Origin of the sequence: Streptomyces sp. NBC_01294 (assembly GCF_035917235.1) — a bacterium.
GTDB classification, from domain to species: Bacteria; Actinomycetota; Actinomycetes; order Streptomycetales; family Streptomycetaceae; genus Streptomyces; species Streptomyces caledonius.
This window is the reverse complement of the sequence record NZ_CP108423.1, coordinates 1,320,372-1,344,393: the sequence shown is the minus strand read 5'-3', so window position 1 is coordinate 1,344,393 and position 24,022 is coordinate 1,320,372. Positions and strand designations below refer to the sequence as shown.

Here is a 24,022-nt window from a genome sequence, read left to right as displayed (position 1 = left end):
GGCGACGGGTGGGCAGGCGTGGTCATGCGGGGACCTCCGTGCTTGCAAGGTTTGCGGTGTTCTGAAGGGGGTCGAGCTTGTTGGCTTTGCGGATCTCGTCGACGATACGGCCGATGATCTCCGTGATGCCGAAGTCCTTCGGCGTGAAGACGGCGGCCACACCGGCCGCCTTCAGCGTCACGGCATCCGCGTTCGGAATGATGCCTCCGACGATGACGGGGATGTCACCCGCCCCCGCCGCACGCAGGCGTTCGAGGACATCCGGGACGAGTGCGCTGTGGGATCCGGACAGGATGGACAGTCCCACGCAGTGCACGTCCTCGGCCAGCGCGGCGGCGGAGATCTCCTCCGGCGTCAGCCTGATGCCCTGGTAGACCACTTCGAAGCCGGCGTCGCGGGCCCGCACGGCGATCTGCTCGGCGCCGTTGGAGTGCCCGTCCAGGCCGGGCTTGCCCACCAGCAGGCGCAGCCGGCCCGAGCCGAGCTCGTCGGCCGTACGGGCCACCTTCTCGCGGACCTCGTGCATCGGCGTGCCGGGCTCGGCGGTGACCGCCACCGGGGCCGAGGAGACCCCCGTCGGGGCGCGGAACTCGCCGAACACCTCGCGCAGCGCGCTCGACCACTCGCCGGTGGTGACACCGGCCCGGGCGCACTCCAGGGTGGCCTCCATCAGGTTCTCGGTGCCGGCCGCGGCCTGCTTCAGCCGGTCCAGGGCCTGGCCGACGGTCGGGAAGACGAACGGGTCGCCGCCGCCCTGCCGGTCCGAGGACTCCTGGCGCTCGGCCCGCCAGCGGCCGATGCGCTCGACGGTCAGGGCCTCGACGGCCGGGTCCACCGTCATGATGGCGCCGTCCAGGTCCGAGGTGAGCGGGTTCTCCTCGGTCTGCTGGAAGCAGTTGACGCCGACGATCTTGTCCTCGCCGGCCTCGATCCGCGCCCGCCGCTCGGCGTGCGAGGAGACCAGCTCGCCCTTCAGGTACCCGGACTCGACGGCGGCCATGGCGCCGCCCATCTCCTGGATCCGGTCGATCTCGGCCAGGCAGTCGGCGACCAGGGAGTCGACTTTGGCCTCGATGACGTGGGATCCGGCGAAGATGTCCTCGTACTCCAGCAGGTCGCTCTCGTGGGCGAGGACCTGCTGGATGCGCAGCGACCACTGCTGGTCCCAGGGACGGGGCAGGCCCAGCGCCTCGTTCCAGGCGGGCAGCTGCACGGCGCGGGCGCGGGCGTCCTTGGAGAGGGTGACCGCGAGCATCTCCAGCACGATGCGCTGGACGTTGTTCTCCGGCTGCGCCTCGGTCAGACCCAGGGAGTTGACCTGGACGCCGTAACGGAAGCGGCGCTGCTTCGCGTTCTCGATGCCGTAGCGCTCCTTGGTGACCTTGTCCCAGATGCGGCCGAAGGCGCGCATCTTGCACATCTCCTCGACGAAGCGGACGCCCGCGTTCACGAAGAAGGAGATCCGGGCCACGACCTCGCCGAAGCGCTCCTCGGGCACCTGCCCCGAGTCGCGCACCGAGTCGAGGACCGCGATCGCCGTGGACATCGCGTACGAGATCTCCTGGACCGGCGTGGCCCCGGCCTCCTGCAGGTGGTAGCTGCAGATGTTGATCGGGTTCCACTTCGGGATGTGGTTGACCGTGTACGCGATCATGTCCGTCGTCAGCCGCAGGGACGGCCCCGGCGGGAAGACGTGCGTCCCGCGCGAGAGGTACTCCTTGACGATGTCGTTCTGTGTGGTGCCCTGGAGCTGGGAGATGTCCGCCCCCTGCTCCTCGGCGGCCACCTGGTAGAGCGCCAGCAGCCACATGGCGGTGGCGTTGATCGTCATCGAGGTGTTCATCTGCTCCAGGGGTATGTCCTGGAACAGCCGCCGCATGTCGCCCAGGTGGGAGACGGGGACCCCGACCCGGCCCACCTCGCCGCGGGCGAGGATGTGGTCGGGGTCGTAGCCGGTCTGGGTCGGCAGGTCGAACGCGACCGACAGGCCCGTCTGGCCCTTGGCCAGGTTGCGGCGGTACAGCTCGTTGGACGCCTCGGCCGTGGAGTGGCCGGCGTACGTCCGCATGAGCCACGGACGGTCCTTCTGGCGCTCTGTCATCTCAGGCTGTCCCTTAGGCCTTTGAACGGACTCAGACGTTACGGAAGCGGTTGATCGCGTCGAGGTGCGTGGCGCGCAGCTCGTGGTCGCGCACGCCCAGGCCCTCCTCGGGGGCCAGCGCGAGGACGCCGACCTTGCCCTGGTGGAGGTTGCGGTGCACGTCGTAGGCGGCCTGGCCGGTGTCCTCCAGGGAGTAGACCTTCGAGAGGGTGGGGTGGATCTTGCCCTTCGAGATCAGACGGTTGGCCTCCCACGCCTCGCGGTAGTTCGCGAAGTGCGAGCCGATGATCCGCTTGAGCGACATCCACAGGTAGCGGTTGTCGTACTCGTGCATGTAGCCCGAGGTCGAGGCGCAGGTGGTGATGGTGCCGCCCTTGCGGGTGACGTAGACGCTCGCGCCGAAGGTCTCCCGGCCGGGGTGCTCGAAGACGATGTCGATGTCCTCGCCGCCGGTCAGCTCGCGGATGCGCTTGCCGAAGCGCTTCCACTCCTTCGGGTCCTGGGTGTGCTCGTCCTTCCAGAACTTGTAGCCCTCGGCGTTGCGGTCGATGACCGCGGTCGCGCCCATCGCCCTGCAGATGTCCGCCTTCTCGGGGCTGGAGACCACACAGATCGGGTTGGCGCCGCCGGCCAGGGCGAACTGGGTGGCGTACGAGCCGAGCCCGCCGCTCGCGCCCCAGATCAGGACGTTGTCGCCCTGCTTCATGCCGGCGCCGTTGCGGGAGACCAGCTGGCGGTAGGCGGTGGAGTTGACCAGACCGGGGGAGGCGGCCTCCTCCCAGCTCAGGTGGCCGGGCTTGGGCATCAGCTGGTTCGACTTGACCAGCGCGATCTCCGCCAGGCCGCCGAAGTTGGTCTCGAAGCCCCAGATGCGCTGCTCGGGGTCGAGCATCGTGTCGTTGTGGCCGTCCGAGGACTCCAGCTCGACCGAGAGGCAGTGCGCGACGACCTCGTCGCCCGGCTTCCAGGCGTTGACGCCGGGGCCGGTGCGCAGCACGACGCCCGCGAGGTCGGAGCCGATGACGTGGTACGGGAGGTCGTGGCGCTTGGTGAGCTCCGACAGGCGCCCGTAGCGCTCCAGGAAGCTGAAGGTGGACACCGGCTCGAAGATCGAGGTCCACACCGAGTTGTAGTTGACCGAGGAGGCCATGACGGCCACCAGGGCCTCGCCCGGACCCAGCTCCGGCACGGGGACCTGGTCCAGGTGCAGCGACTTGCGCGGGTCCTTCTCGCGCGTCGTGAGCCCCGCGAACATCTCCGCCTCGTCCTTGTGCACGGTGATCGCGCGGTAGGAGTCGGGAAGCGGCAGGGCCGCGAAGTCTGCGGCGGTGGCGGACTGCGACTGAATCGCGTCCAGGATGTCCTTCACGGTGAGCCTCCGGCTAGCGCTGATGAGGGTGCGCTGAGGTAAAGGGGGTGCGTGGTGCAGGTGTGGTGTGCCGTCGGTCCGGCTGGTGCGGTGGTGCGGGGCGACGCCCGTGGTGGGGCGTGCGGTGCCTGGTGACGCAGGCGGCATCCGGGGCGCGTTCCGTGCCGTGTGGGCGTGGGTCGCGGGGACATCCGGACGAGATTCAACGTATGGCACCCCGTGTCACCCGGCAAGGCACCGCGTGCCAAAACTTTCTCTCATTTGCCGATTGACCTGCACCGATGAGCGATGATCGATCAGAGTTACCCGTGAGTAGGGGCAAGTCGGACATACGAAAGCGGCCGCCCCCGTGACGGGGGCGGCCGCTGTGACGCGTGTCGCTACTTGGCGCGCAGTGCCTCTTCGATGGTCCGCATGACCTCGTCGAGGGGTGCGTCGGTCCGGGCCACCGCCACCAGCACCTCGCCCTCGGTGCGGACCGCGGCCGGCGCGGCCGGCGCCGTGCTCAGGGTGCGGCCCGCGCCGATCCCCGTGCCGAAGGTCTTCCGGACGATCGAGAAGGCGTGGTCCAGCTGGGCCTCAACGTCTCCCTGACCGCCCGCCCGCAGCCAGCGCCGCAGCACGTGGTTGTGGGCGGTGACCACGGCAGAGGCGGCCACCTCGGCCAGCAGCGGATCGTCGTTGCCGTCGTGGTGGTCGGTCTCGTCGAAGTGGGCCAGCAGGTAGCGGGTGAACAGCCGCTCGTACCGGGCCACCGAGGCGATCTCCCGCTCCCGCAGCGCCGGCACCTCGCGGGTCAGCCGGTAGCGCTCCACCGACACCGCGGGCGAGGCGGCGTACATCTTCATGACTTCCTTGATCCCGCGGCACACCGTGTCGAGCGGGTGCTCGTGCGCCGGGGCCACGTCGAGGACGGCCTCGGCGCGGGTCAGGGTGTCGTCGTGGTCCGGGAAGATCGCCTCTTCCTTGGACCGGAAGTGCCGGAAGAAGGTCCGGCGCGCCACCCCGGCGGTCGCGGCGATCTCGTCGACCGTCGTCGCCTCGTACCCCTTGGTCGCGAAGAGCTCCATGGCCGCGGCGGCGAGCTCGCGGCGCATTTTGAGCCGCTGGGCGGCCGCCTTGGTGCCGGCCGTGCTCTCCGGGACGTCGGATGCCGTGGCGGCGCGGGGCGAGGTCTTGGCGGGCTGGGACATAGAGCGAAAGTACTTCATTCGTGCAGGGGAGCGCGCCTGCGGGGGGTGAGAGGGGGGTGGATGCGGGGGAGAGCCCGCACTGGGCTCGGGAGGGTCAGTCCGCCGTGAGGGTCCGGCGGACCCGAGCAGCCCTCCCCACGCATCCGGCTCGTGGCCCGACCGGTTACCGGCGGGCGGCGTACTCACGGAAACCGCGGCCGGTCTTCCGGCCCAGGCAGCCCGCCGCCACCAGGTGCTCCAGCAGCGGGGACGGGGCCAGGCCCGGGTCGCGGAACTCCTCGTGGAGGACCTTCTCGATGGCCAGCGACACATCGAGGCCGACCACGTCGAGCAGCTCGAACGGTCCCATCGGGTAGCCGCCGCCCAGCTTCATCGCCGCGTCGATCTGGTCGATGTCGGCGTAGTGCTGCTCGACCATCTTGATCGCGTTGTTGAGGTACGGGAACAGCAGCGCGTTCACGATGAAGCCGGCCCGGTCGCCGCAGTCCACCGGGTGCTTGCGCACCTTGGTGCAGATCGCGCGGACCGTGGCGTGCACGTCGTCGGCCGTCAGGACGGTCCGGACCACCTCGACCAGCTTCATCGCCGGGGCCGGGTTGAAGAAGTGCATGCCGATCACGTCCTGCGGGCGCGAGGTCACGCGGGCCACCGCGATCACCGGCAGCGAGGAGGTGGTGGTCGCCAGCACCGCACCCGGCTTGCAGACCTTGTCCAGGGCCGCGAACAGCTCCTGCTTGACCGCCAGGTCCTCGGCGACCGCCTCGACGGCCAGGTCCACGTCGGCGAAGGCGTCCAGCGAACCGGCCGGGGTGATCCGGCCCAGGGTCTGCGCGGCGGCCTCCTCCGTCAGCCTGCCCCTGGACACCGCACGGCCCAGGGACTTGCCGATGGCGGCCTTCGCCGCGTCCGCCTTCTCCTGGCTGCGCGCGGCCAGGACCACATCGAACCCGGACTGCGCGAAGACCTGCGCGATCCCGCTCGCCATGGTGCCCGAGCCGGCCACGCCGACCGAGGAGACGGGACGGCCCGTGCCGAGCAGGGATCCGTCCGGCGGGGTCTGGAGGTCACGGACGATCACCGAGCTGCCGGGCGCCTCGTACGTGTAGAAGCCGCGTCCGGACTTCTGCCCGGTCAGGCCCGCGGCGGCGAGCTGGCCCAGGACCGGGGCCGGGGCGTGCAGCCGGTCGCCGGAGGAGGTGTACATGGCCTCCAGGACGGTGCGGGCCGTGTCCACGCCGATCAGGTCGAGCAGCGCCAGCGGGCCCATGGGCAGGCCGCAGCCGAGCCGCATCGCCGCGTCGATGTCCTCGCGGGAGGCGTACTTCGCCTCGTACATCGCGGCGGCCTGGTTCAGGTAGCCGAAGAGCAGGCCGTCCGCGACGAAACCGGGCCGGTCGCCGACCGCGACGGGCTCCTTGCCGAGCGCGCGGGCCAGCTCGGTGACCGCCTCCACGGCCGGCGGGGCGGTGAGGACGCAGCTGACGACCTCGACCAGCTTCATCGCCGGGGCCGGGTTGAAGAAGTGCAGGCCCAGCACGCGCTCGGGGCGCTGGGACTCGGCGGCGAGCCGGGTCACCGACAGGGCGTTGGTGCCCGTGGCCAGGATCGTGCCGGGGCGGACGATCGCGTCCAGCTCGCGGAACACCTGCTGCTTGACCTCGTACGACTCGGGCACGACCTCGATGACGAGATCGGCCTCGGCGGCGGCCGCCAGGTCGGTGAAGGTACGGAAGCGGGCGAGCACGTCCGCCCGCTCCTGCTCGGTGATGCGCTCGCGGGTGACGGAGCGCGCGGTGGACGCGGCGAGGGAGGCGGCGGCCCGGCGGGCGGCGGTCTCGCTGATGTCGATGCCGATGACCTCGCGGCCGGCCCGGGCGAGGACCTCGGCGATGCCGGTGCCCATCGTGCCGAGGCCGACGACGGCGATGGTCTGGAGGGTGGGCTGACTGGACTGACGGTCCATCGAGGGACTCCAGTGGAAGAGGGTGACGACTGAGGGGCGCGCGGCGCACAGCGCGCGCGGATGCCGTACGGAGTGCCGTGCGGTGAAAGAGCCCGGAGGGATGCGGGCCCGAGGGGAGAGAACCCGGCGGGAACGAGTCCCGGGGGTGGAAACGGCGCAGCCCTGTCCCGGGATCACGCCGTGCATACGAACCGACCGACACGAGGCGGCTGCGTCACCAGGCCGCCCTCGTACGTGTTGTAAGGACAGTAACTCGCCGGTAACTGGTCCGCCAGAGCGCGGAGATGTGACCTGTACCGCCCAAATGTACCGATCATCGATCATCGATCAACCGGCGTTGTCCAACTCCGGGAACCCGGCGTGCCGACCCCCTCCGTCCCCCTAGGGTGGCCGGGTGAACGACGTGCTGGAACGCCTGCGGGCGGAGGCGGGGCAGTCACCCGAGTACGAGGTGCTGCTCGCGGCCGGCCCCGACGACCTGGCGGCCTCCCTGACCTCGGCCGGGCTGCCCCTGTGGGCCCGCGAGCTGGCCGCGTACCGGCTGGGCCTCGCGGGCGACCGCCGCGCCTTCGAGCCGCTGGTGCTGCTGCTCAACCACCGGGACCCGCCCCGCTGCGCGGCCGCCGCGGAGGCGATGGCCGTCCTCGGCGACCCGCGCACCGCCCGCGCGGCCGCCGCCCTCGCCACCAACGGCCTGCGCACGGCCTACGCCCTGCAGCCCGTCCGGCTGCTCACCGCCCTGCGCGCCCCCGAGTCCGTACCGGCCCTGCTGGCCACCCTGTCGCGGCTCCTGTCCCCGAACGACCCGTACTGGCGGGTGGCCCTGGCCTGCGTGGAGGGCCTCGGCGCCCTCGGCGACCCCCGGGCCCGCGAACTCCTCACCCGCGCCCAGTCCCACCCCCGCCTGGCGGTGGCCGCGACGGCCGCCCTGCGCGGGCTCGGATGACAGGATCGGCCCATGACTGATCACCGGACCGGCCACCTCACCCGCATACCCGCACCTGAAGGGGTCGCCCCCGCCGCCGGCTACGCCCACGTCGTCACCGGCACCGGGCGGTTCGTCGCCGTCTCGGGGCAGTGCGCCCTCGACGAGAAGGGCGCGGTCGTCGGCGAGGGCGACCCCGCCGCGCAGGCCCGCCAGGTCTTCGAGAACCTCCGGCGCTGCCTGGCGGCCGCCGGGGCGACCTTCGACGACGTCGTGAAGCTGACGTACTTCGTGACGGACGTCGCGCACCTCCCGGCGGTACGGGAGGCGCGCGACGCCGTCATCCCCGCCGACCGGCTGCCCGCGTCCTCGGCCGTCCAGGTCGCCGCACTGTTCCGGCCCGAACTGCTGCTGGAGGTGGAGGCCTTCGCGGTGCTGCCGGCCGGCTGATCGTCAGCCCCGGAAGCCGAGCAGGCCGTGCAGGCCCGCGCCGCCCGCCGACGGGGGAACCGCCCGGGTCGCCGTGGCCGGCTTCGGGGCCGCCGGGGCGGGGCAGGTGGCGTCCGCGGCCGTCCCGGTCCTCAGGTACGCCGACACCTTCTCGTCCAGGCACTTGTTGCCGCTGAGCGAGATGCCGTGGTTGCCGCCGCCCTCCTCGACCACCAGGGCCGAGCCCTTGAGCTTGTCCCGCATGCTGAGCGCCCCGGCGAAGGGGGTCGCCGCGTCCTCCGTCGCCTGGAGGAGGAGGGCGGGAGGGAGGTCCGCGTTGGTCACGTCCGGGGCCTGGAGCGGCTCCGTCGGCCAGAACGCGCACGGGGCGTTGTACCAGGCGTTGTTCCAGGTCATGAACGGCGCCTCGGCGTGCGTCCGCCACATGTCCGCGCGCCACTCGTTCCAGTCCCTCGGCCAGGCCGAGTCCCGGCACTGCACCGCCGTGTAGACGCTGTAGCTGTTGCCCGCGGAGGGCTCCACCGCGCCGAACCGCTCGTAGGCCGCCACCAGAGGCTTCGGGTCCTGCTTCACCGCGTACGCCGCGAAGGCCTCGGCGAGGTTCGGCCAGTAGCCGTTGTAGTAGCCGCCCGGCAGGTAGGTGTCCTCCAGCTCCGACGGGCCCACCTTGCCGCCCGCCGGGGCCCCGCGCAGCGCCTCCCGCATCGCGTACCAGCGCTCCTCGACCTGCACCGGGTCGGTGCCGAGCCGGTAGGTGGCGTCGTGCTGCGCCACCCAGGCCAGGAACGCCTTGTGGCGGGCGTCGAAGGCACGGTCCTGGGCGAGGTTGTCCTCGTACCAGACCCCGCCCGGGTCGACCACCGAGTCCAGGACGAGCCGGTGCACCCGGCCCGGGTGGAGCTTGGCGTACACCGCGCCCAGGTAGGTGCCGTACGAGTAGCCGAAGTAGCTGATCCGCTCCGCGCCGAGGGCGCCGCGCAGCACCTCGATGTCCCGGGCGGCCGAGACCGTGCCGATGTGCGGCAGCACGTCCGCGTGCTTGGAGCCGCAGGACTCGGCGAAGGCCCGCACCCGGTCCAGGTTGGCCCGCTCGGTCTCCTCGTCCACGGGCACGGAGTCCGGCCGCACGGGCGTGAAGTGGCCGGACCCGCAGTCGAGGGAGGGCTCGCTCTTGCCGACGCCCCGGGGGTCGAAGCCGATCACGTCGTACTGGGCGGCCACCTCCTTGGGGAGGGCGGAGGCGACGAACCCGGCCAGGCTGCGGCCGCTGCCGCCCGGCCCGCCGGGGTTGACCAGCAGCGGGCCCTGGGAGATGGCGGCGGTGTGGGGGACCCGGGTCAGCGCGAGGGTGATCTGCCGGCCGCCGGGCCGGGCGTGGTCGAGGGGCACCTTGAGGGACGCGCACTGCAGCGTGGGGTAACGCGGGGTCGCGCAGCCGGTCCAGCCCAGCGCGGCCTGCGCCGGTGCCGGTGCGGCCGCCGCGGAAGAAGCCGCCGGCGCGGCCGTGACCGGGCTCGCGAGGGCGGCGGCGACGGTGGAGATCGACAGCAGGACAGCGGCGCGCTTCTTCAAGGGGTGGAGCATGGGGCCTCCCAGCCGAGGGTTCTGGGCGGAATCGTCCCGGAAAACACGCCTGGAAGGCGGGATTGGGCTGCGTATTGGCCCGATGTGATGACCGTTCAGGGGGTGCCGGGCATCAGAGGAGGCTGAGCTGGGTCGCCGCGGCGGGCGCCGCCCCGGCCGGGCGCTCGGGCGTGACGACGGCGCGGGCCGCCCCCCGCCGGGAGGGGCCGATGCCGAATTCCGCCGCGAGCTCGTGGACTTGGCGGGTGATCCGGCGCTGGTACCAGGTGGGCGCGGACGCGCCGCCCGCGTACATCCGCTCGTAGCGCGGCGCCAGGTGGGGATGGTGCGCGCCGAGCCAGGCCGTGAACCACTCGCGCGCCCCGGGCCGCAGATGGAGTACCAGGGGTGTCACGGAGGTCGCGCCGGACTCGGCGACGGCCCGGACGGTCGCCCGCAGCTGCTCCGGCGCGTCCCCCAGGAAGGGGATCACCGGGGCCATCAGCACACCGCACTCGATCCCGGCGTCGGTCAGGGCCCGTACGGCGCCCAGCCGGGCGGCGGGGGAGGGGGTGCCGGGCTCGACGGTCCGCCAGAGCGGGGTGTCGGTCAACCCGACGGTCTCGAGAGTCGCGGTGTACCGCACCCGGCCTCACGGTCCGGACGAGGGCGCGTTGCGGGGGGCGACTCGATAGCCGCCCCCCACGGAGCCTGACTAGGTGTCGCGCTTGACGTACTGAAGAACCACCATGCCTGCCGTGAACGCGGCAGCGAACGCACTGCCCGCCGATCCCAGGCCGACGAGCGCAGCGGCCTTCAATGCCATGACGACGATGTACGTGACGAGGGCGATAAGGGACGCGAGGAGCGCCACGATCGTGATGTCACGACCGGGATGACTGCACGCGCGCTGATGGGTCGTGTTGGTCGACACTACCGTTCCTCCATGTTGTGGTGGCGAACCGCTGACTGAGGGCACACCTCACCTAGGGGCGAGGCACGAGGCCTTCAGCGGTCGACAGGCGGTTACGCCTGTAGCTGCCACGCGTTCAACATGGGTTTTCCTAACCGGTAGTTGGCGATCCCGGACAGGCTACAACCCGGCCCATGGCCCGCGCAACGGGATGCGGCCCAGAGGTGGAGCACCCGCTTTGGGAGCGGGTGGAGAACATCGGAACGCCACCGAGCACGATGGCATTCCGTGTCGTGCGGGCGGTGGACGGCCTGGCTGTCACGCCCCGGACGGAAACGCCGGCAGCCGGAGTGAAGGAAGGGTTCGGGCTCATGGGCCCAGCCGACTGCCCCCGACGGGCGCCCCTGCCGCGCGGCGGGGGCGTCTTCACGCCACTGACGTGCCTGAGGCGCGTGAGCCGGAAGTCGCGGGTTGGGTGCATGGGGCCGTAGGGAAGCATCTGCTAACGGAAAATGTACGGTTCGGTGACCGTCAGCGAGCGCTGGACAGCAGATTTTACGGTGATCATGGAGTTCCTTCGCAGATTCTCTTGCCTGGCGGGCGCGTCCTTGCGAGGCTTGACGCATTGCCCAACCCTCACGGCAAGAGGTCCGCATGCGATCAGCACCGAAAAATGCACCCAAATTCAAGGCCGTGCAGCATGGGGTTCCCGAGCCCTCCGCTCCGACGGGCCGACCTTCAGTTGAACTTCGCTTGGGTGGGCTGCACTTGACCATTCAGCGCATTCCCGCATGGCTGATCACGCTGGCCACGACAGCCGCTGGAAGTGGGGTCGCCTGGTGGACGACTCGTTAGAGCGGCCCCACCGGTACCGACGCACTACGTGAGCCCCGGTCGTCATCGGATGACCGGGGCTTTGCCGTGTGGTGACGCCCTCTCATGCCTTGTGGGGCCCAGTCTGTGAGCGCCCGAGAACAGGGCAATTCGACTGGGTGGCCCCCACGACCCCCGAGGACGTGGAAGGCATCCGGCGGCATGCCTACGCGCTTCCCGGTCCCCTGTCCACGCCCTGATCCGAATGTACGGATCCTGGTGACCCGCCCGGCCGGACCCGGACGGCCCGGGGCCGGGCGCGGCCGAGGTGGGCGCGGCCCGGGCGCGGGACGGATTTGGGCGGCCGGGCCGGAGGTGGTTGGCTTCGCCGTGACGAGCGGGACACAACTGCTGGAGGAACAGCTATGGCGCAGGTCGAGGCCACCACGGAGCGGATCATCGCAGCCGACGCGGAGACCGTGTTCGACGCGCTGGCGGACTACACCGGGATCCGGGGCAAGGTGCTGCCCGAGCACTTCAGCGAGTACGAGGTGCGCGAGGGCGGCGACGGCGAGGGCACGCTGGTGCACTGGAAGCTCCAGGCCACCAGCAAGCGCGTACGCGACTGCCTGCTCGAGGTCACCGAGCCCACCGACGGACAGCTGGTGGAGAAGGACCGCAACTCCTCCATGGTCACGACCTGGCTGGTCACCCCGGCCGGCGAGGGCAAGTCCAAGGCCGTCGTCACCACCGTGTGGGACGGCGCCGGCGGCATCGGCGGCTTCTTCGAGCGCACCTTCGCGCCCAAGGGCCTCGGCCGGATCTACGACACCCTGCTCGCGAACCTGGCCGCCGAAGTCGAGGCCTGAGCCCGGGCGCTGCCCGGGCGGTGGGCGGCTCACCGGATCGGGTGGATTTCCCGGCCCGGGTGGGCCGCCGGAAGCCGGGCGTGGCCCCGCGGCAGGCGGGGCACGGGCGGCTAGGGTGGGGGCCCTGAGCGCTACCGACCGCCCGGGGGCCCGATGAAGATCCTCATCTCCGCCGACATGGAAGGCGCCACCGGCGTCACCTGGCCCGCCGACGTGCTGCCCGGCACGCCGCAGTGGGAACGCTGCCGCGGAATGTTCACCTCCGACGTCAACGCCGCCGTGCTCGGCTTCCACGACGGCGGCGCCGACCGGGTCGTCATCAACGAGGCGCACTGGACGATGCGCAATCTGCTGCTGGAGCGGCTCGACGCCCGCGCGGAGATGCTCACCGGCCGTCACAAGACCCTCTCCATGGTCGAGGGCGTCCAGCGCGGCGACGTCGACGGCATCGCCTTCGTCGGATACCACACGGGCGCCGGCACCGAGGGCGTCCTCGCCCACACCTACCTCGCCAACTCCATCACCGGCGTCTGGGTCAACGGGGTGCGCGCCAGCGAGGGGCTGCTCAACGCCCACGTCGTCGCCGAGTACGGCGTCCCCGTCATCCTCGTCACCGGCGACGACCTGACCTGCATCGACGCCGCCGGCTACGCCCCGGACGCGGTGACCGTCGCGGTCAAGGACCACGTCTCGCGCTACGCCGCCGTCTGCCGGACCCCGGCCCGCACCGCCGCCGACATCCGGACCGCCGCCAAGGAGGCCACCGCCCTGGCGGTACGGCACGAGCCGGTCCTCGGCGGCCCCTTCTCCGTGGAGCTGGAGTTCGACGCCGAGCACCTGTCCATGGCCGCGACCGTGGTCCCGGGCGTGGAGCGGTGCGGGGAACGGCGGGTCGCGTACACCAGCGAGACGATGTACGAGGGGATCCGGGCCTTCAAGGCGGTCACGACGGTCGTCTCGGCGGCCGTGGAGGAGCAGTATGGCTGACATGCGCGCAATCGACACCGAGGCCCCTGTCGACGCCGTGGACGAGGTGGCGCTCGACGAGGCGGTCGAATTCACCTCCGGCCTGATCAGGATCGACACCACCAACCGGGGCGGCGGCGACTGCCGCGAGCGACCCGCCGCCGAATACGTCGCCGAGCGGCTCGCCGCCGCCGGTCTGCAGCCGCTCCTGCTGGAGCGCACCCCCGGCCGCACCAACGTGGTGGCCCGGATCGAGGGCACTGACCCCTCCGCCGACGCCCTCCTCGTCCACGGTCACCTCGACGTGGTCCCGGCCGAGGCCGCCGACTGGAGCGTGGACCCCTTCTCCGGCGAGGTCCGCGATGGCGTGGTCTGGGGCCGCGGCGCCGTCGACATGAAGAACATGGACGCCATGGTGCTGGCCGTCGTAAGGGCCTGGGCGCGCGCCGGGGTGAAGCCGCGGCGGGACATCGTCATCGCCTACACCGCCGACGAGGAGGACAGCGCGATCGACGGATCCGGCTTCCTCGCCGACCGGCACCCGCACCTCTTCGAAGGCTGCACCGAGGGCCTCAGCGAGTCCGGCGCCTTCACCGTGCACACCGCCCCCGGCCGGGCCCTCTACCCGATCGCGGCCGGCGAACGGGGCACCGCCTGGCTGAAGTTGACCGCGCACGGCACCGCCGGCCACGGCTCCAAGCCCAACCGGGCCAACGCCGTCACCCGCCTCGCCGCCGCTGTCGCGCGGATCGGCGCGTACGAGTGGCCGGTGCGCCTCACCGACACCGTCACCGCCTGCATCAGGGAACTCGCCGCCCTCCAGGGCCTGTCGGTGGACCCGCGCCACCCACGCTTCGACCTCGACGCGGTCCTCGCCGAACTGGGCCCGGCCGCCGCCCTGGTCGAGGCGACCGTCCGCAACAGCGCCAACCCGACGATGCTCAGCGCCGGTTACAAGCTCAACGTGGTCCCCGGACAGGCCACCGCCTACGTCGACGGGCGCATGCTGCCCGGCGGCGAGCGCGAGTTCATCGCGACCCTGGACGCCCTCACCGGCCCCGACGTTCGGTGGGAGTTCCACCACCGGGAGGTCGCCCTCGAAGCCCCCGTGGACGGGCGGACGTACGCGATCCTGCGCGAGTCCGTCGAGCGGTTCGACCCGGACGGGCACGTGGTGCCCTTCTGCATGGCGGGCGGCACCGACGCCAAGCAGTTCTCCCGCGTCGGCGTCACCGGCTACGGCTTCTCCCCGTTGAAGCTGCCGCCCGGCTTCGACTACTGGTCCCTCTTCCACGGTGTGGACGAGCGGGTGCCCGTCGAGGCCCTGCACTTCGGCGTCCGCGTCCTCGACCACGCACTGCGGACCCTGTGAGCGGGGCCCGGTGATGATGGCTGCGCAGACCCGGCCCTACGGAAGCTGGCCCTCACCCATCGACGCCGCGCTCGCCGCCTCGCTCGACGGACGTCCCGAGTACGTCGGCACGGTCGGCCCCGAGGTGTGGTGGACCGAGCCCAGGCCCGAGGAGGCCGGCCGCCGCACCCTGGTCCGCCGCCGGCTCGCCGCCGACGACGGCCCCGCCGGCGCACACGTCACCGAGCTGCCCGCGCCGTGGAACGTGCGCAGCCGGGTCACCGAGTACGGCGGACGGCCCTGGGCCGGAGCCGAACGGCCCGCCGGCGGGCCCCTGCTGGTCTTCGTCCACTTCGCCGACCAGCGGCTGTACGCGTACGAGCCCGACGCGCCCGGCGGCCCCGCGCCGCGGCCCCTCACCCCCGTGTCCGCGACCGGCGGCGGGCTGCGCTGGGCCGACCCGGTGCTGCGCGGCGGTGAGGTCTGGTGCGTGCTGGAGGAGTTCACCGGGCCCGCGCCGACCGACGTGCGCCGGGTGCTGGCCGCCGTACCGCTGGACGGGTCGGCGGCCGGGGACCGCGCCGCCGTACGGGAGCTGACGGACGACCGGCACCGCTTCACCACCGGGCCCCGGCTCTCCCCGGACGGCCGGCGCGCGGCCTGGCTGGTGTGGGACCACCCCCGGATGCCCTGGGACGGCACCGAGCTGCAGCTGGCCGAGGTCACCGCGGACGGCGCACTGGCCGGGACCCGCACCGTGCTCGGCGGCCCCGGCGAGGCGGTCGCCCAGGCCGACTGGGCCGCCGACGGAACCCTCCTCGCGGTGAGCGACCGCGGCGGCTGGTGGAACCCGTACCGCGTGGACCCTCACACGGGCGGGGCGGTCAACCTCTGCGCCCGCGACGAGGAGTTCGGCGGCCCGCTGTGGAAGCCCGGGCTGCGCTGGCTCGCCCCGCTGCCCGACGGACTCGTCGCCGTCCTGCACGGCCAGGGCTCCCCGGTGCTCGGCGTCCTGGACCCGGAGAGCGGCGACCTGGTGGACGCGGCCGGGCCGTGGACCGCCTGGCAGCCGACGCTCGCCGTGCACGGCACCCGCGTCTACGGGGTCGCCGCCAGCCCGCGCAGCGCGTACGAGGTGGTCGAGCTGGACACCGCCACCGGGCACGCCCGGGCGGTGGGTGCGCAGGCGACGGACCCGGTGGACCCGGCCTGCTACCCGGAGCCGCAGAGCCGGACCTTCCTCGGCCCCGACAACCGGGAGATCCACGCCCACGTCTACCCGCCGCACCACCCGGCCTGCCGGGCCGCCGCCGACGAACTGCCCCCGTACGTGGTGTGGGCGCACGGCGGTCCCACCGACCACGTGCCGCCCGTACTCGACCTGCACATCGCGTACTTCACCTCGCGCGGCATCGGCGTGGTCGAGGTCAACTACGGCGGCTCCACCGGCTACGGCCGCGCCTACCGGGAGCGGCTGCGCGAGCAATGGGGCGTGGTCGACGTGGAGGACTGCGCGGCGGTGGCCCGGGCACTGGCCGCCGAGGGCACCGCCGACCCCGCCCGGCTCGCCATCCGCGGCGCCAGCGCGGGCGGCTGGACGGCCGCGGCCTCGCTCGCCGCCACCGACCTGTACGCCTGCGCCGCGATCATCTACCCGGTACTGGACCTGCGCGGCTTCGCCGAGGAGACCCACGACCTGGAATCGCACTACATCGACGGCCTCGCCGGGCCGCCGCAGACCCTCGCCGTGGTGTGCCGCGAACGCTCCCCGGTGGCCCGTGCCGACCGGATCACGGCGTCGTTCGTCCTGCTCCAGGGGCTGGACGACCCGGTCTGCCCCCCGGCCCAGGCGGAACGCCTCCTGGCCGCCATGCGCGGCCGGGGGGTGCCGCACGCCTACCTGGCCTTCGAGGGCGAGGGCCACGGCTTCCGGCGGGCGGACACCATGATCCGGGCGCTGGAGGCCGAACTGTCCCTGTACGCCCAGGTCTTCGGCATCGAGCGGACCGACATCCCGCGGCTGGAACTCCGGACGTAGGGCGCTCCGTCAGGCGGTGTGGAGCCAGATCCGCAGCGAGCCGATCGGGGTGAAGCCCGCGCGGACGGCGGCGTCGAGGTCCTCCCCGTGCTCGTAGCCCACGACCGGCAGGTCCGGCCGGCGGGCGGCGATAGCGGCGAGGGCACCCGCCCAGACGGCGTCGACGGCTACGTCTTCGCCGGCGTCGTCGTGGGCGAACAGGTTGGACAGGCCTACGACACCGCCGCCGGTGCTCGCCACGGCCCCGGCCACGATCCGGCCGCCGGAGCGGGCCGCCAGGAAGACGATGTCCTCGCCGAGCAGGGCCGGGCGGAACAGCCCGGTGCTCTCCGAGCCGCTCCAGGCGGCCTCCCAGGCCTCCAGCTCCCGGGCGGTGGCGACCTGCGACCACTCCGGGCCGGACGCCGCCTCCGGGACCGGGGCTCCGGCCGGGCGGTGGATCCACTCGGCCTCGAACAGCACCTCGAAGCCGTGCCCGGCCAGGTCCAGGTCGGCGAAGCTGTCCTTCACCGAGCAGCCGGGGGCCTCGGTGTCGATCCCGGCTACCAGCGAGGCCGCCGCCGCGCCGGGGGCGAGGGTCACGGCATCGGGGTAGAGGGGCGGGGTCCGGCGGGCGCTCGCCCAGTGGTCCGGCGCGAACGCGCCGGCCGGTCCGTGGCCGCGCACGACCGCGTCGCACCAGTCTGCGTTGTTGCGCGCCGCGGCGAGCAGGAGTTCCCGGGTGTCGCGAGTGATGATCACACCGGAGATCCTGCCACGGCATTAGTTTCGGAAGATGACCTTTCCCACGTACCTGCGGGAGGGCGCGCGGGTGGGCCTGCGCCCCTTCCGGCTCGCCGACGGGCCCGAGTTCACCACGCGCGCGCACGAGAGCCTCGACCTCCACCGCCCCTGGCTGTTCCCGCCCACCACCGTCGAGGAGTACGAGCCCTACGCGACCCGGCTCACCGAGGGCGCCGGCCGCGCCGGGTTCCTCGTGTGCGAGCTGGGGACCGGGGCCCTGGCCGGCTTCGTCAACGTCAACAACATCGTCGGCGGCGCCTTCCAGTGCGGGGCCCTCGGCTACGGGGCCTTCGCGCACGCCGCCGGGCGCGGGCTGCTGCGCGAAGCCCTCGGCCTGGTGCTCGCGCACGCCTTCGCCCCCGCCGGGGAGGGCCTCGGCCTGCACCGCCTGGAAGCCAACATCCAGCCCGGCAACACCGCCTCGATCGCGCTGGTCCGCGGCGCCGGCTTCCGGCTGGAGGGCTTCTCCCCGGACTTCCTCCACATCGACGGCGCCTGGCGCGACCACGAGCGCTGGGCCGTCACCGCCGAAATGCCGACCCCCGAGGGGGCGCATCGCACAGGATGAGGGCATGCGAACCCTCGTGCTCCTCGATGCCCCGTCCAACCTCGGCCTGCGCCCGCCCGCGCCCGGCACCGTACCCGGCGTCTACAAGCTCGCCGGGGCCCTGCGCGAACAGGGCCTGCTGGCCCGTCTCGGCGCGCGCGAGGGCGGGGTGGTCGTCCCGCCGCGCTACGACCGCGGCGACTGGAAGGAGGGCGACGGCGTGTTCCACGCCGCCGCCCTCGCCGCGTACACCGTCACCCTCGCCGACCGGATCGAACGGCACCTGCGCGCCGGGGAGTTCCCCGTCGTGCTCGGCGGCGACTGCTCGATCCAGCTCGGCGCCGCCCTCGCCATGCGCCGCCTCGGCCGGTACGGACTGGCCGCGATCGACGGCTCGGCCGACTTCCGCCATCCGGGCAACGAGGCCGTCAACGGGCCCGTCGGCGCCGCCGGCGGCGAGGAGCTGGCCCTGTCCACCGGGCGCGGCCAGGCCGATCTCTCCGACCTGGAGGGCCGGTCGCCGTACCTGCGGGACGAGGACGTGCGCCTCTTCGGGCTGCGGAACGGCGACCCGGACCTCGCGGAGCTGCGCGCCGCGGGGATCTTTGCGGCCACCGTCGGGGCGATCCGCGATCGAGGCGCCGGGCCGGTCGCGCGGGCCGCGCTGGAGGGGCTGCACCCGCCGGCCACCGCCGGATTCTGGGTGCACCTCGACGCCGACGTGCTCGACCCGGGCGTCATGCCGGCCGTGGACAGCCCCGACCCCGGCGGCCTGATCCCCGACGAACTCGCCGAACTCCTCGCGGTACTGGTGCACTCGCCGCGCTGCGTCGGGATCAACGTCACGATCTACGACCCGGACCTGGACCCGGAGGGACGCGCGGGCGCGCTCCTCGCCGACCTGGTGGCGGGCGCGTTCGCGTAGCGCCCGGCGGGGCTGCGGGCAGGGCTGCGGGGCGCTCTGCGCGCGCGTCCGGGCACGCGTCCGGGCACGGGGCTGCGCGCGGGTCCGCGTACGGGGTCTGCGGGTGCCTTCACGTCATCCTGACCGGTGGTCATCCGCGGAACCTCTGTGCAGCGGCCGCCGCGGCGTGTTCCATTTCCCTCATGGCCACCACCGTCCGACGCGCCGTACTGACCCTCCCCGCAGCCCCGTTGGGCCCCGAGAGCCCGCTGCCCGCCCTGCGCGCGCCCGACGGCGTGCACGTCCTGGACGCGCGCTCGCGCGACGGGCTGCCCCGCGACATGGCCCGGCAGATCGGGTACGAGCCGTTGCGCTCGCTGCTGCCCGTACGGATCCGCGACGGGTACCGACGGGAGCGCGCGGAGCGGGAGTTCGAGGCGGTCGTCATCGAGAACGAGCACCTGCGGGTCACCGTGCTCCCGGAACTCGGCGGGCGCGTCCACTCGCTCGTACACCTGCCGACCGGACGCGAACTCCTGTACCGCAACCCGGTGTTCCAGCCCGCCAACTTCGCGCTGAACGGGGCCTGGTTCTCCGGCGGCATCGAGTGGAACATCGGCGCGACCGGGCACACCGCCCTGTCCTGCGCCCCGCTGCACGCCGCGCTCGTCCCGGCCCCCGACGGGGGCGTGATGGTCCGGCTGTGGGAGTGGGAGCGGCTGCGCGACCTGCCCTTCCAGGTGGACCTGTGGCTGCCGGAGGACTCCGAGTTCCTCTACGTCGGCGTCCGCGTGCGCAATCCGCACGAGCGGCCGGCGCCCGTCTACTGGTGGTCCAACATCGCCGTCCCGGAGGACGCGGGCACCCGCGTGCTCGCCCCCGCCGACGAGGCCTGGCACTTCGGGTACGAGCGCTCGCTGCGCCGCGTCCCGGTGCCGCGGTGGGAGGGCGCGGACCGCACCTACCCGCTGGGCAGCGCGTATCCGGCCGACTTCTTCTACGAGGTCCAGGGCGCGGCCCGGCCCTGGATCGCCGCCCTGGACGCCGCCGGGCAGGGGCTCGTACAGACCTCCACCGCCCTGCTGCGCGGGCGCAAGCTGTTCGTGTGGGGCGCGGGCGGCGGCGGCCGGCGCTGGCAGGAGTGGCTGACCGAGCCGGGCACCGGAGGCTACGCGGAGATCCAGGCCGGGCTGGCCCGGACCCAGCTGGAGCACGTACGGCTGGAGGGCGGCGGGGAGTTCGGCTGGCTGGAGGCGTACGGACCGCTGTCGGCGGAGCCCGCGCGGGTGCACGGAGACGACTGGACCGCGGCCCGCGGCGCGGCCGAGAGCGCGCTGGACGCCGTACTCCCGCGGGAGCGGGTGGACGCGGCGTACGAGGCGTGGCGCGGCTGCGCCGACACCGAACCGGGGGAGCGGCTGGCGACGGGCTCGGGCTGGGGCGCCCTGGAGGTGCTGTGCGGGGGCCTCAGGCTGCCGGGCACGCCCTTCGAGGAGTCCATGCTCGGCCCGGAGCAGGAGCCGTGGCTGGAGCTGTGGCGCACGGGCGTCTTCCCCGCTCCGCGCCGGGCGCTCCCGCCGGGGCCGAGCCTGGTCGCCGCGCACTGGCGGGACATGCTGGAGACGGCTCCGGCCGATCCGCTGACCGAGTACCACCTGGGCGTGGCCCAGTGGCACGCCGGGGACGTGGCCCAGGCGGTACGGAGCTGGGAGCGCGGGCTGGCGCCGGTCCCCTCCCGGTGGCCCCTGCTGCGCTGCCTGGCGATGGCGGACGCGCTGGCCGGCGATCCGGGGCGGGCGGCCGACGGGTACGCGGCGGCCTTCGAGCACCTGGCCGCGGAGAGCCGGGGCGAGGAGCCGTGGACGGCGGCGGAGTCCGCGCTCGGCCAGGAGGCGATGACGGCCCTCCTCGCCGCCGGGCGCCTGGCGCAGGCCCGCGCCGTCTGGGACCGGCTGCGGCCCGCCCTGCGCGAGGAGGGCCGCTTCCGGCTCCTCGCCGCGCGGCTGCTCGCGGCGGAGGGCCATGTGGCGGCGGCCCGCCGGGTCTTCGAGGACGGCTTCGAACTCGCGGACCTCCGGGAGGGCGAGGAGACCCTCTCCGAGGTCTGGTCCACCCTCACCGACCGCCCCCTGCCCCCGACCTACGACTTCCGCATGCGCCCACCGGGCTAGGCTGAAATACAGCCCCGCCGGCGTTTGAGGCGCGGGGTCTGGGGCGGAGCCCCGGCAGCGGAGCCGCGGCCGCATCCCCTGTGGTCAGGCCCGGCAGAGGATCTCGCCGTTCAGCACCGAGAACCACGCGTCGGGCTCCGCCCCCCACGCCCGCCAGGCCTCCGCAACGGCCGCCAGGTCCGAGCCGCTCGCATGCCCCCCGCCGATGGCATTGGCCGCGTACGCGGAGGCCGTCGTCCGCTCCGCCCACAGGGCCGACCACCAACCGGTCTCCTCCGGCGTGGCGAAACACCAGGCCGTGGCCGATGAGGTCACGTCCGTGAACCCGGCCTCCCGCGCCCACCCCCGCAGCCGCCGCCCCGCATCCGGCTCGCCGCCGTTCGCGCGGGCGACCCGCCGGTACAGGCTCAGCCAGTCGTCCAGGCCCGGCGCGGCCGGGTACCAGGTCATCGCCGCGTAGTCGGCGTCGCGCGCGGCCACGATCCCACCCGGCCGGCACACCCTGCGCATCTCGCGCAGCGCCTGCACCGGGTCGCCGACGTGCTGCAGCACCTGGTGGGCGTGGACCACGTCGAAGGAGTCGTCCGGGAAGTCCAGCGCGTGGACGTCCGCCGTGCCGAAGGACACGAGGGCGCCCAGGCCGCGTTCCTCCGCGTGGGCGCGGGCCTGCGCGAGGACGTCCTCGGCGGCGTCGACGGCGGTGACCCGGCCGCCCGGCGCGACCAGCTCCGCCAGGTCCGCGGTGATCGTGCCCGGGCCGCAGCCGACGTCCAGCACCGACATCCCCGGGCGCAGCTCGCCGATCAGGTACGCGGCGGAGTTCTCGGCGGTGCGCCAGCGGTGCGAGCGCAGGACCGACTCGTGGTGGCCGTGCGTGTAGACGGCGGTCTCCTTGGCGGCGTTCATGGCCGTACCCCTCCTCGTCGAAGCGTGCATCCCACGGTAGACGATCAGTTCGGCATCTGAGATTGCCGTTTTGACATGTGGACAACCTTAATGTGGGGCAAGGGGATCGGGCGGGTCGGTGGCAGGGCGATGCGGGTGCGAGGAGAGTGGCTCCAGGGGACATCCCATGGCAGAGGACGGTGAGAGCCATGCCGGAGACGCTGCTCGAACGGCACGCCGAGGCGCTGCGGCTCTTCGGCGAGCGGGTGCGCGCCGTCAAGGGCGATCAGTGGGACGCACCCACCCCGTGCAGGGACTGGAACGTGCGGGAGCTGGTCAACCACGTCGCCGGGGAACAGCTCTGGATCCCGCCGCTGGTCACCGACGGGCGCACGGTCGAGGACGTCGGCGACGCGTTCTCCGGCGACGTGCTGGGTGACGACCCGGTCGCGGCCTGGGACAGGGCCTCGGCCGCCGCGCACGCCGCCTTCGCCGCGCCCGGCGCGCTGGACCGGACCGTGCGGCTCTCGTACGGGCCCGCGCTCGGGTCGGCGTACTGCTCGCAGCTGACCGCCGACTGCGTCGTGCACACCTGGGACCTCGTCCGGGGCATCGGAGCCGACGACCGGCTGCCCGACGGCCTCGTCGAGTTCTCCATCAAGGAGGTCATGCCGTACGCCGACGAGCTCGCGGCCAGTGGTGCGTACGACCCGCCGCTGGAGGTCCCGGCGGGCGCGAACGCGCAGACCAGGCTCCTCGCGCTGGTGGGGCGGAAGGGCTGAGGTCCGAGATCGAGGCTGCGATAACGGGCATACAGCCTTAAATAATCGTATAAAGGTCGTGATCGGTGAGCGCGGCAGCACGAGGGCGGCAGGGAGCGCGGCAGCACGAGGGCGGCGAGGCGAGCGCGGAAGGCGGGAAGCGGTGGCGGGGATGCAGCGCACGGCGACGGAGGGCCGCGGCCCGGTCCGGTACGGCCCGCCCGCGCCCCAGCCGGGCCTGCCCGTGCTGCCCGAGCTGCTCGCCGTCCTCGCCGCGGCCGCCGGGCGCTCCGCCCCCGAACCCCCGGGCGGCGGGGCGTCCCTGCGCGAGGCCGCCTGCCGGCACTGGGGGCGGCGCGGGCTCGCCACCTCGCCGGAGAACGTGGCCGCCGGACCCGGAGCCCCCGCCCTGCTCCTGGCCCTGCTCGGGGCGTACGGGGGCGACGTGATGCTGCCCCGGCCCTGTCCCGCCTGGTGGACTCCGCAGGTCCGGCTGCTGGGCCGGCGTGCCTATCACGTACCGACCCCGGCCGAGTGCGGCGGCGTACCGGACCCCTACGCGCTGCTGGAGACCGTACGGCGGGTGCGCGCCGAGGGCGGCGACCCGCGGGTGCTGCTGCTGTCGGTCGCCGACGACCCCACCGCGACCGTGCCGCCGCCCGAGATGGTGCACGAGGCCTGCGAGGCCGCCGAATCCGCCGGACTGTTCGTCGTCAGCGACGAGAGCTGGCGCGACACCGTCCACCGCCCGCGCGACACCCTGGTGCTGAGCCCCGCCGAGATGCTCCCGGACCGGGCCGCCGTCCTGGTCGACCTGTCGGGCGCGCTGCTGCCCGCCGGCTGGCCCGCCGCCGTGGTCCGCTTCCCCGGCACCCCGCGCGGGACCTGGCTGTGCGCCCGCACCCTCGACGTCCTCACCGCCACCGGTGCGATGGTCGCCGGACCCGTCGCGGGCGCCGCCGCGCACGCCCTCGACGAACCCGAAGCCGTCGCCGGACGCGCCTCCGCGGCCGCCGCCCTGCACGGCATGGTGGCCGCCGCCGCGCACCGGCGACTGCTCGAATCCGGGGTGCTGGCCCGGCCCCCGCAGGCCGGCCGGCACCTGTACGCCGACCTCACTCCACTGCGCGCCGGACTCGCGCGGCACGGGGTCGCGGACGCCATGGAACTGGAGGGCTGGCTGGGCGGCCGGCTCGGCGCGGCCACGCCCGGCGGACAGCGGTTCGCGGACGAACTGGGCGCGCTGCGGGTGAGGCTGTCCACCGGGCCGCTGCTGGGCGCCACCCCGCAGGAGCGGCTGGCGGCCCTCACCGCCCGTGATCCGCTGGCGCTCCCGCACGTACAGAACTCCCTGGACCTCCTCGGCTCCGTCCTGGCGGGCCTGGCCTGACCCCCCGGCCGCCCCGACGCCGCCTTGCCCCGACCCGACCCCGACCCGACCGAACCGGAACGGAGAC

At 73.4% G+C, this 24,022-nt stretch carries 19 protein-coding genes and 1 pseudogene; 11 read left to right on the top strand and 9 right to left on the bottom strand.

Annotated features, from left to right (window positions below; translation table 11 throughout):
- Window positions 1-22: 22 nt before the first annotated feature.
- The 4 genes from OG534_RS06245 to OG534_RS06230 all read right to left on the bottom strand — a co-directional run bounded on the left by OG534_RS06245 (window position 23) and on the right by OG534_RS06230 (window position 6,626).
- Window positions 23-2,101 (bottom strand): protein meaA, encoded by a 2,079-nt coding sequence (locus tag OG534_RS06245; protein ID WP_326587071.1) that lies wholly within the window; start codon window positions 2,099-2,101, stop codon window positions 23-25.
- 31 nt (window positions 2,102-2,132) lie between these two features.
- Window positions 2,133-3,470: a crotonyl-CoA carboxylase/reductase gene (gene ccrA, locus OG534_RS06240; RefSeq protein ID WP_326587070.1), complete on the bottom strand. Its 1,338-nt coding sequence runs from the start codon at window positions 3,468-3,470 to the stop codon at window positions 2,133-2,135.
- 380 nt (window positions 3,471-3,850) lie between these two features.
- Window positions 3,851-4,663: a TetR family transcriptional regulator gene (locus tag OG534_RS06235; RefSeq protein WP_326587069.1), complete on the bottom strand. Its 813-nt coding sequence runs from the start codon at window positions 4,661-4,663 to the stop codon at window positions 3,851-3,853.
- A gap of 163 nt (window positions 4,664-4,826) precedes the next feature.
- Complete coding sequence (locus tag OG534_RS06230; protein ID WP_326587068.1) at window positions 4,827-6,626, bottom strand: 3-hydroxyacyl-CoA dehydrogenase family protein; 1,800 nt, start codon at window positions 6,624-6,626, stop codon at window positions 4,827-4,829.
- Window positions 6,627-7,020: 394 nt separating this feature from the next.
- On the opposite strand from OG534_RS06230, the gene OG534_RS06225 reads away from it, so the two are divergent.
- Together OG534_RS06225 and OG534_RS06220 are read left to right on the top strand one after the other, a co-directional pair.
- Window positions 7,021-7,572 carry a HEAT repeat domain-containing protein gene (locus tag OG534_RS06225; protein WP_326587067.1) on the top strand — a complete coding sequence of 184 codons (552 nt, stop codon included), beginning with the start codon at window positions 7,021-7,023 and terminating at the stop codon, window positions 7,570-7,572.
- 12 nt (window positions 7,573-7,584) lie between these two features.
- Entirely contained in the window at window positions 7,585-8,001 is a 417-nt protein-coding gene (locus OG534_RS06220) for a RidA family protein (protein ID WP_326587066.1), read from the top strand.
- A 3-nt stretch (window positions 8,002-8,004) separates the two neighbouring features.
- On the opposite strand, the gene OG534_RS06215 is transcribed toward OG534_RS06220, so the two are convergent.
- From OG534_RS06215 to OG534_RS06205, 3 genes and pseudogenes are all read right to left on the bottom strand, one after another.
- Window positions 8,005-9,585, bottom strand: a complete 1,581-nt coding sequence (locus OG534_RS06215; RefSeq protein ID WP_326587065.1) for an alpha/beta hydrolase — start codon at window positions 9,583-9,585, stop codon at window positions 8,005-8,007.
- A 112-nt stretch (window positions 9,586-9,697) separates the two neighbouring features.
- Window positions 9,698-10,186 (bottom strand): annotated as a pseudogene (locus OG534_RS06210) (Rv2578c family radical SAM protein); the annotation flags it as partial.
- Window positions 10,187-10,279: 93 nt separating this feature from the next.
- Complete coding sequence (locus OG534_RS06205) at window positions 10,280-10,498, bottom strand: hypothetical protein (protein ID WP_326587064.1); 219 nt, start codon at window positions 10,496-10,498, stop codon at window positions 10,280-10,282.
- A 1,217-nt stretch (window positions 10,499-11,715) separates the two neighbouring features.
- Between OG534_RS06205 and OG534_RS06200 the strand changes: the two genes are divergently transcribed.
- The 4 genes from OG534_RS06200 (at window position 11,716) to OG534_RS06185 (ending at window position 16,514) form a co-directional block, all read left to right on the top strand.
- Complete coding sequence (locus OG534_RS06200) at window positions 11,716-12,159, top strand: SRPBCC family protein (RefSeq protein WP_326587063.1); 444 nt, start codon at window positions 11,716-11,718, stop codon at window positions 12,157-12,159.
- A 153-nt stretch (window positions 12,160-12,312) separates the two neighbouring features.
- On the top strand, window positions 12,313-13,146 hold the full coding sequence (locus OG534_RS06195; RefSeq protein WP_326587062.1) for a M55 family metallopeptidase: 834 nt from the start codon (window positions 12,313-12,315) through the stop codon (window positions 13,144-13,146).
- Window position 13,147: 1 nt separating this feature from the next.
- A complete protein-coding gene (locus tag OG534_RS06190) occupies window positions 13,148-14,497 on the top strand; it encodes a M20/M25/M40 family metallo-hydrolase (protein ID WP_442807041.1) in 1,350 nt (449 codons plus the stop codon).
- 13 nt (window positions 14,498-14,510) lie between these two features.
- Complete coding sequence (locus tag OG534_RS06185; protein WP_326587060.1) at window positions 14,511-16,514, top strand: prolyl oligopeptidase family serine peptidase; 2,004 nt, start codon at window positions 14,511-14,513, stop codon at window positions 16,512-16,514.
- Window positions 16,515-16,523: 9 nt separating this feature from the next.
- Here OG534_RS06185 and OG534_RS06180 read toward each other — a convergent pair whose 3' ends face one another.
- Entirely contained in the window at window positions 16,524-17,249 is a 726-nt protein-coding gene (locus OG534_RS06180) for a hypothetical protein (RefSeq protein ID WP_326593496.1), read from the bottom strand.
- A gap of 40 nt (window positions 17,250-17,289) precedes the next feature.
- On the opposite strand from OG534_RS06180, the gene OG534_RS06175 reads away from it, so the two are divergent.
- From OG534_RS06175 to OG534_RS06165, 3 genes are all read left to right on the top strand, one after another.
- The gene (locus OG534_RS06175; protein ID WP_326587059.1) at window positions 17,290-17,865 is read left to right on the top strand and encodes a GNAT family N-acetyltransferase; all 576 of its coding nucleotides are present in this window, start codon (window positions 17,290-17,292) and stop codon (window positions 17,863-17,865) included.
- A gap of 4 nt (window positions 17,866-17,869) precedes the next feature.
- Window positions 17,870-18,769, top strand: coding sequence for an arginase family protein (locus OG534_RS06170; RefSeq protein WP_326587058.1), 900 nt, complete (start codon window positions 17,870-17,872; stop codon window positions 18,767-18,769).
- 182 nt (window positions 18,770-18,951) lie between these two features.
- Window positions 18,952-20,919, top strand: a complete 1,968-nt coding sequence (locus OG534_RS06165) for a DUF5107 domain-containing protein (protein ID WP_326587057.1) — start codon at window positions 18,952-18,954, stop codon at window positions 20,917-20,919.
- A gap of 84 nt (window positions 20,920-21,003) precedes the next feature.
- Here OG534_RS06165 and OG534_RS06160 read toward each other — a convergent pair whose 3' ends face one another.
- Window positions 21,004-21,825 (bottom strand): methyltransferase domain-containing protein, encoded by an 822-nt coding sequence (locus OG534_RS06160; protein WP_326587056.1) that lies wholly within the window; start codon window positions 21,823-21,825, stop codon window positions 21,004-21,006.
- Between the two features lie 188 nt (window positions 21,826-22,013).
- Between OG534_RS06160 and OG534_RS06155 the strand changes: the two genes are divergently transcribed.
- Both OG534_RS06155 and OG534_RS06150 read left to right on the top strand, forming a co-directional pair.
- The gene (locus OG534_RS06155) at window positions 22,014-22,586 is read left to right on the top strand and encodes a TIGR03086 family metal-binding protein (RefSeq protein WP_326587055.1); all 573 of its coding nucleotides are present in this window, start codon (window positions 22,014-22,016) and stop codon (window positions 22,584-22,586) included.
- Between the two features lie 151 nt (window positions 22,587-22,737).
- Entirely contained in the window at window positions 22,738-23,955 is a 1,218-nt protein-coding gene (locus tag OG534_RS06150) for an aminotransferase class I/II-fold pyridoxal phosphate-dependent enzyme (RefSeq protein ID WP_326593495.1), read from the top strand.
- Window positions 23,956-24,022: the final 67 nt, after the last annotated feature.

Bases quoted from the DNA above. Each gene is read 5' to 3' on its own strand.
- OG534_RS06195 (WP_326587062.1), top strand. From the start codon at position 12,313: ATGAAGATCCTCATCTCCGCCGACATGGAAGGCGCCACCGGCGTCACC.
- OG534_RS06175 (WP_326587059.1), top strand. From the start codon at position 17,290: ATGACCTTTCCCACGTACCTGCGGGAGGGCGCGCGGGTGGGCCTGCGC.
- OG534_RS06155 (WP_326587055.1), top strand. From the start codon at position 22,014: ATGCCGGAGACGCTGCTCGAACGGCACGCCGAGGCGCTGCGGCTCTTC.
- OG534_RS06165 (WP_326587057.1), top strand. From the start codon at position 18,952: ATGGCCACCACCGTCCGACGCGCCGTACTGACCCTCCCCGCAGCCCCG.
- OG534_RS06185 (WP_326587060.1), top strand. From the start codon at position 14,511: ATGATGGCTGCGCAGACCCGGCCCTACGGAAGCTGGCCCTCACCCATC.
- OG534_RS06220 (WP_326587066.1), top strand. From the start codon at position 7,585: ATGACTGATCACCGGACCGGCCACCTCACCCGCATACCCGCACCTGAA.
- OG534_RS06245 (WP_326587071.1), bottom strand. From the start codon at position 2,101: ATGACAGAGCGCCAGAAGGACCGTCCGTGGCTCATGCGGACGTACGCC.
- OG534_RS06235 (WP_326587069.1), bottom strand. From the start codon at position 4,663: ATGTCCCAGCCCGCCAAGACCTCGCCCCGCGCCGCCACGGCATCCGAC.
- OG534_RS06160 (WP_326587056.1), bottom strand. From the start codon at position 21,825: ATGAACGCCGCCAAGGAGACCGCCGTCTACACGCACGGCCACCACGAG.
- OG534_RS06200 (WP_326587063.1), top strand. From the start codon at position 11,716: ATGGCGCAGGTCGAGGCCACCACGGAGCGGATCATCGCAGCCGACGCG.
- OG534_RS06230 (WP_326587068.1), bottom strand. From the start codon at position 6,626: ATGGACCGTCAGTCCAGTCAGCCCACCCTCCAGACCATCGCCGTCGTC.
- OG534_RS06150 (WP_326593495.1), top strand. From the start codon at position 22,738: ATGCAGCGCACGGCGACGGAGGGCCGCGGCCCGGTCCGGTACGGCCCG.
- OG534_RS06215 (WP_326587065.1), bottom strand. From the start codon at position 9,585: ATGCTCCACCCCTTGAAGAAGCGCGCCGCTGTCCTGCTGTCGATCTCC.
- OG534_RS06190 (WP_442807041.1), top strand. From the start codon at position 13,148: ATGCGCGCAATCGACACCGAGGCCCCTGTCGACGCCGTGGACGAGGTG.
- OG534_RS06170 (WP_326587058.1), top strand. From the start codon at position 17,870: ATGCGAACCCTCGTGCTCCTCGATGCCCCGTCCAACCTCGGCCTGCGC.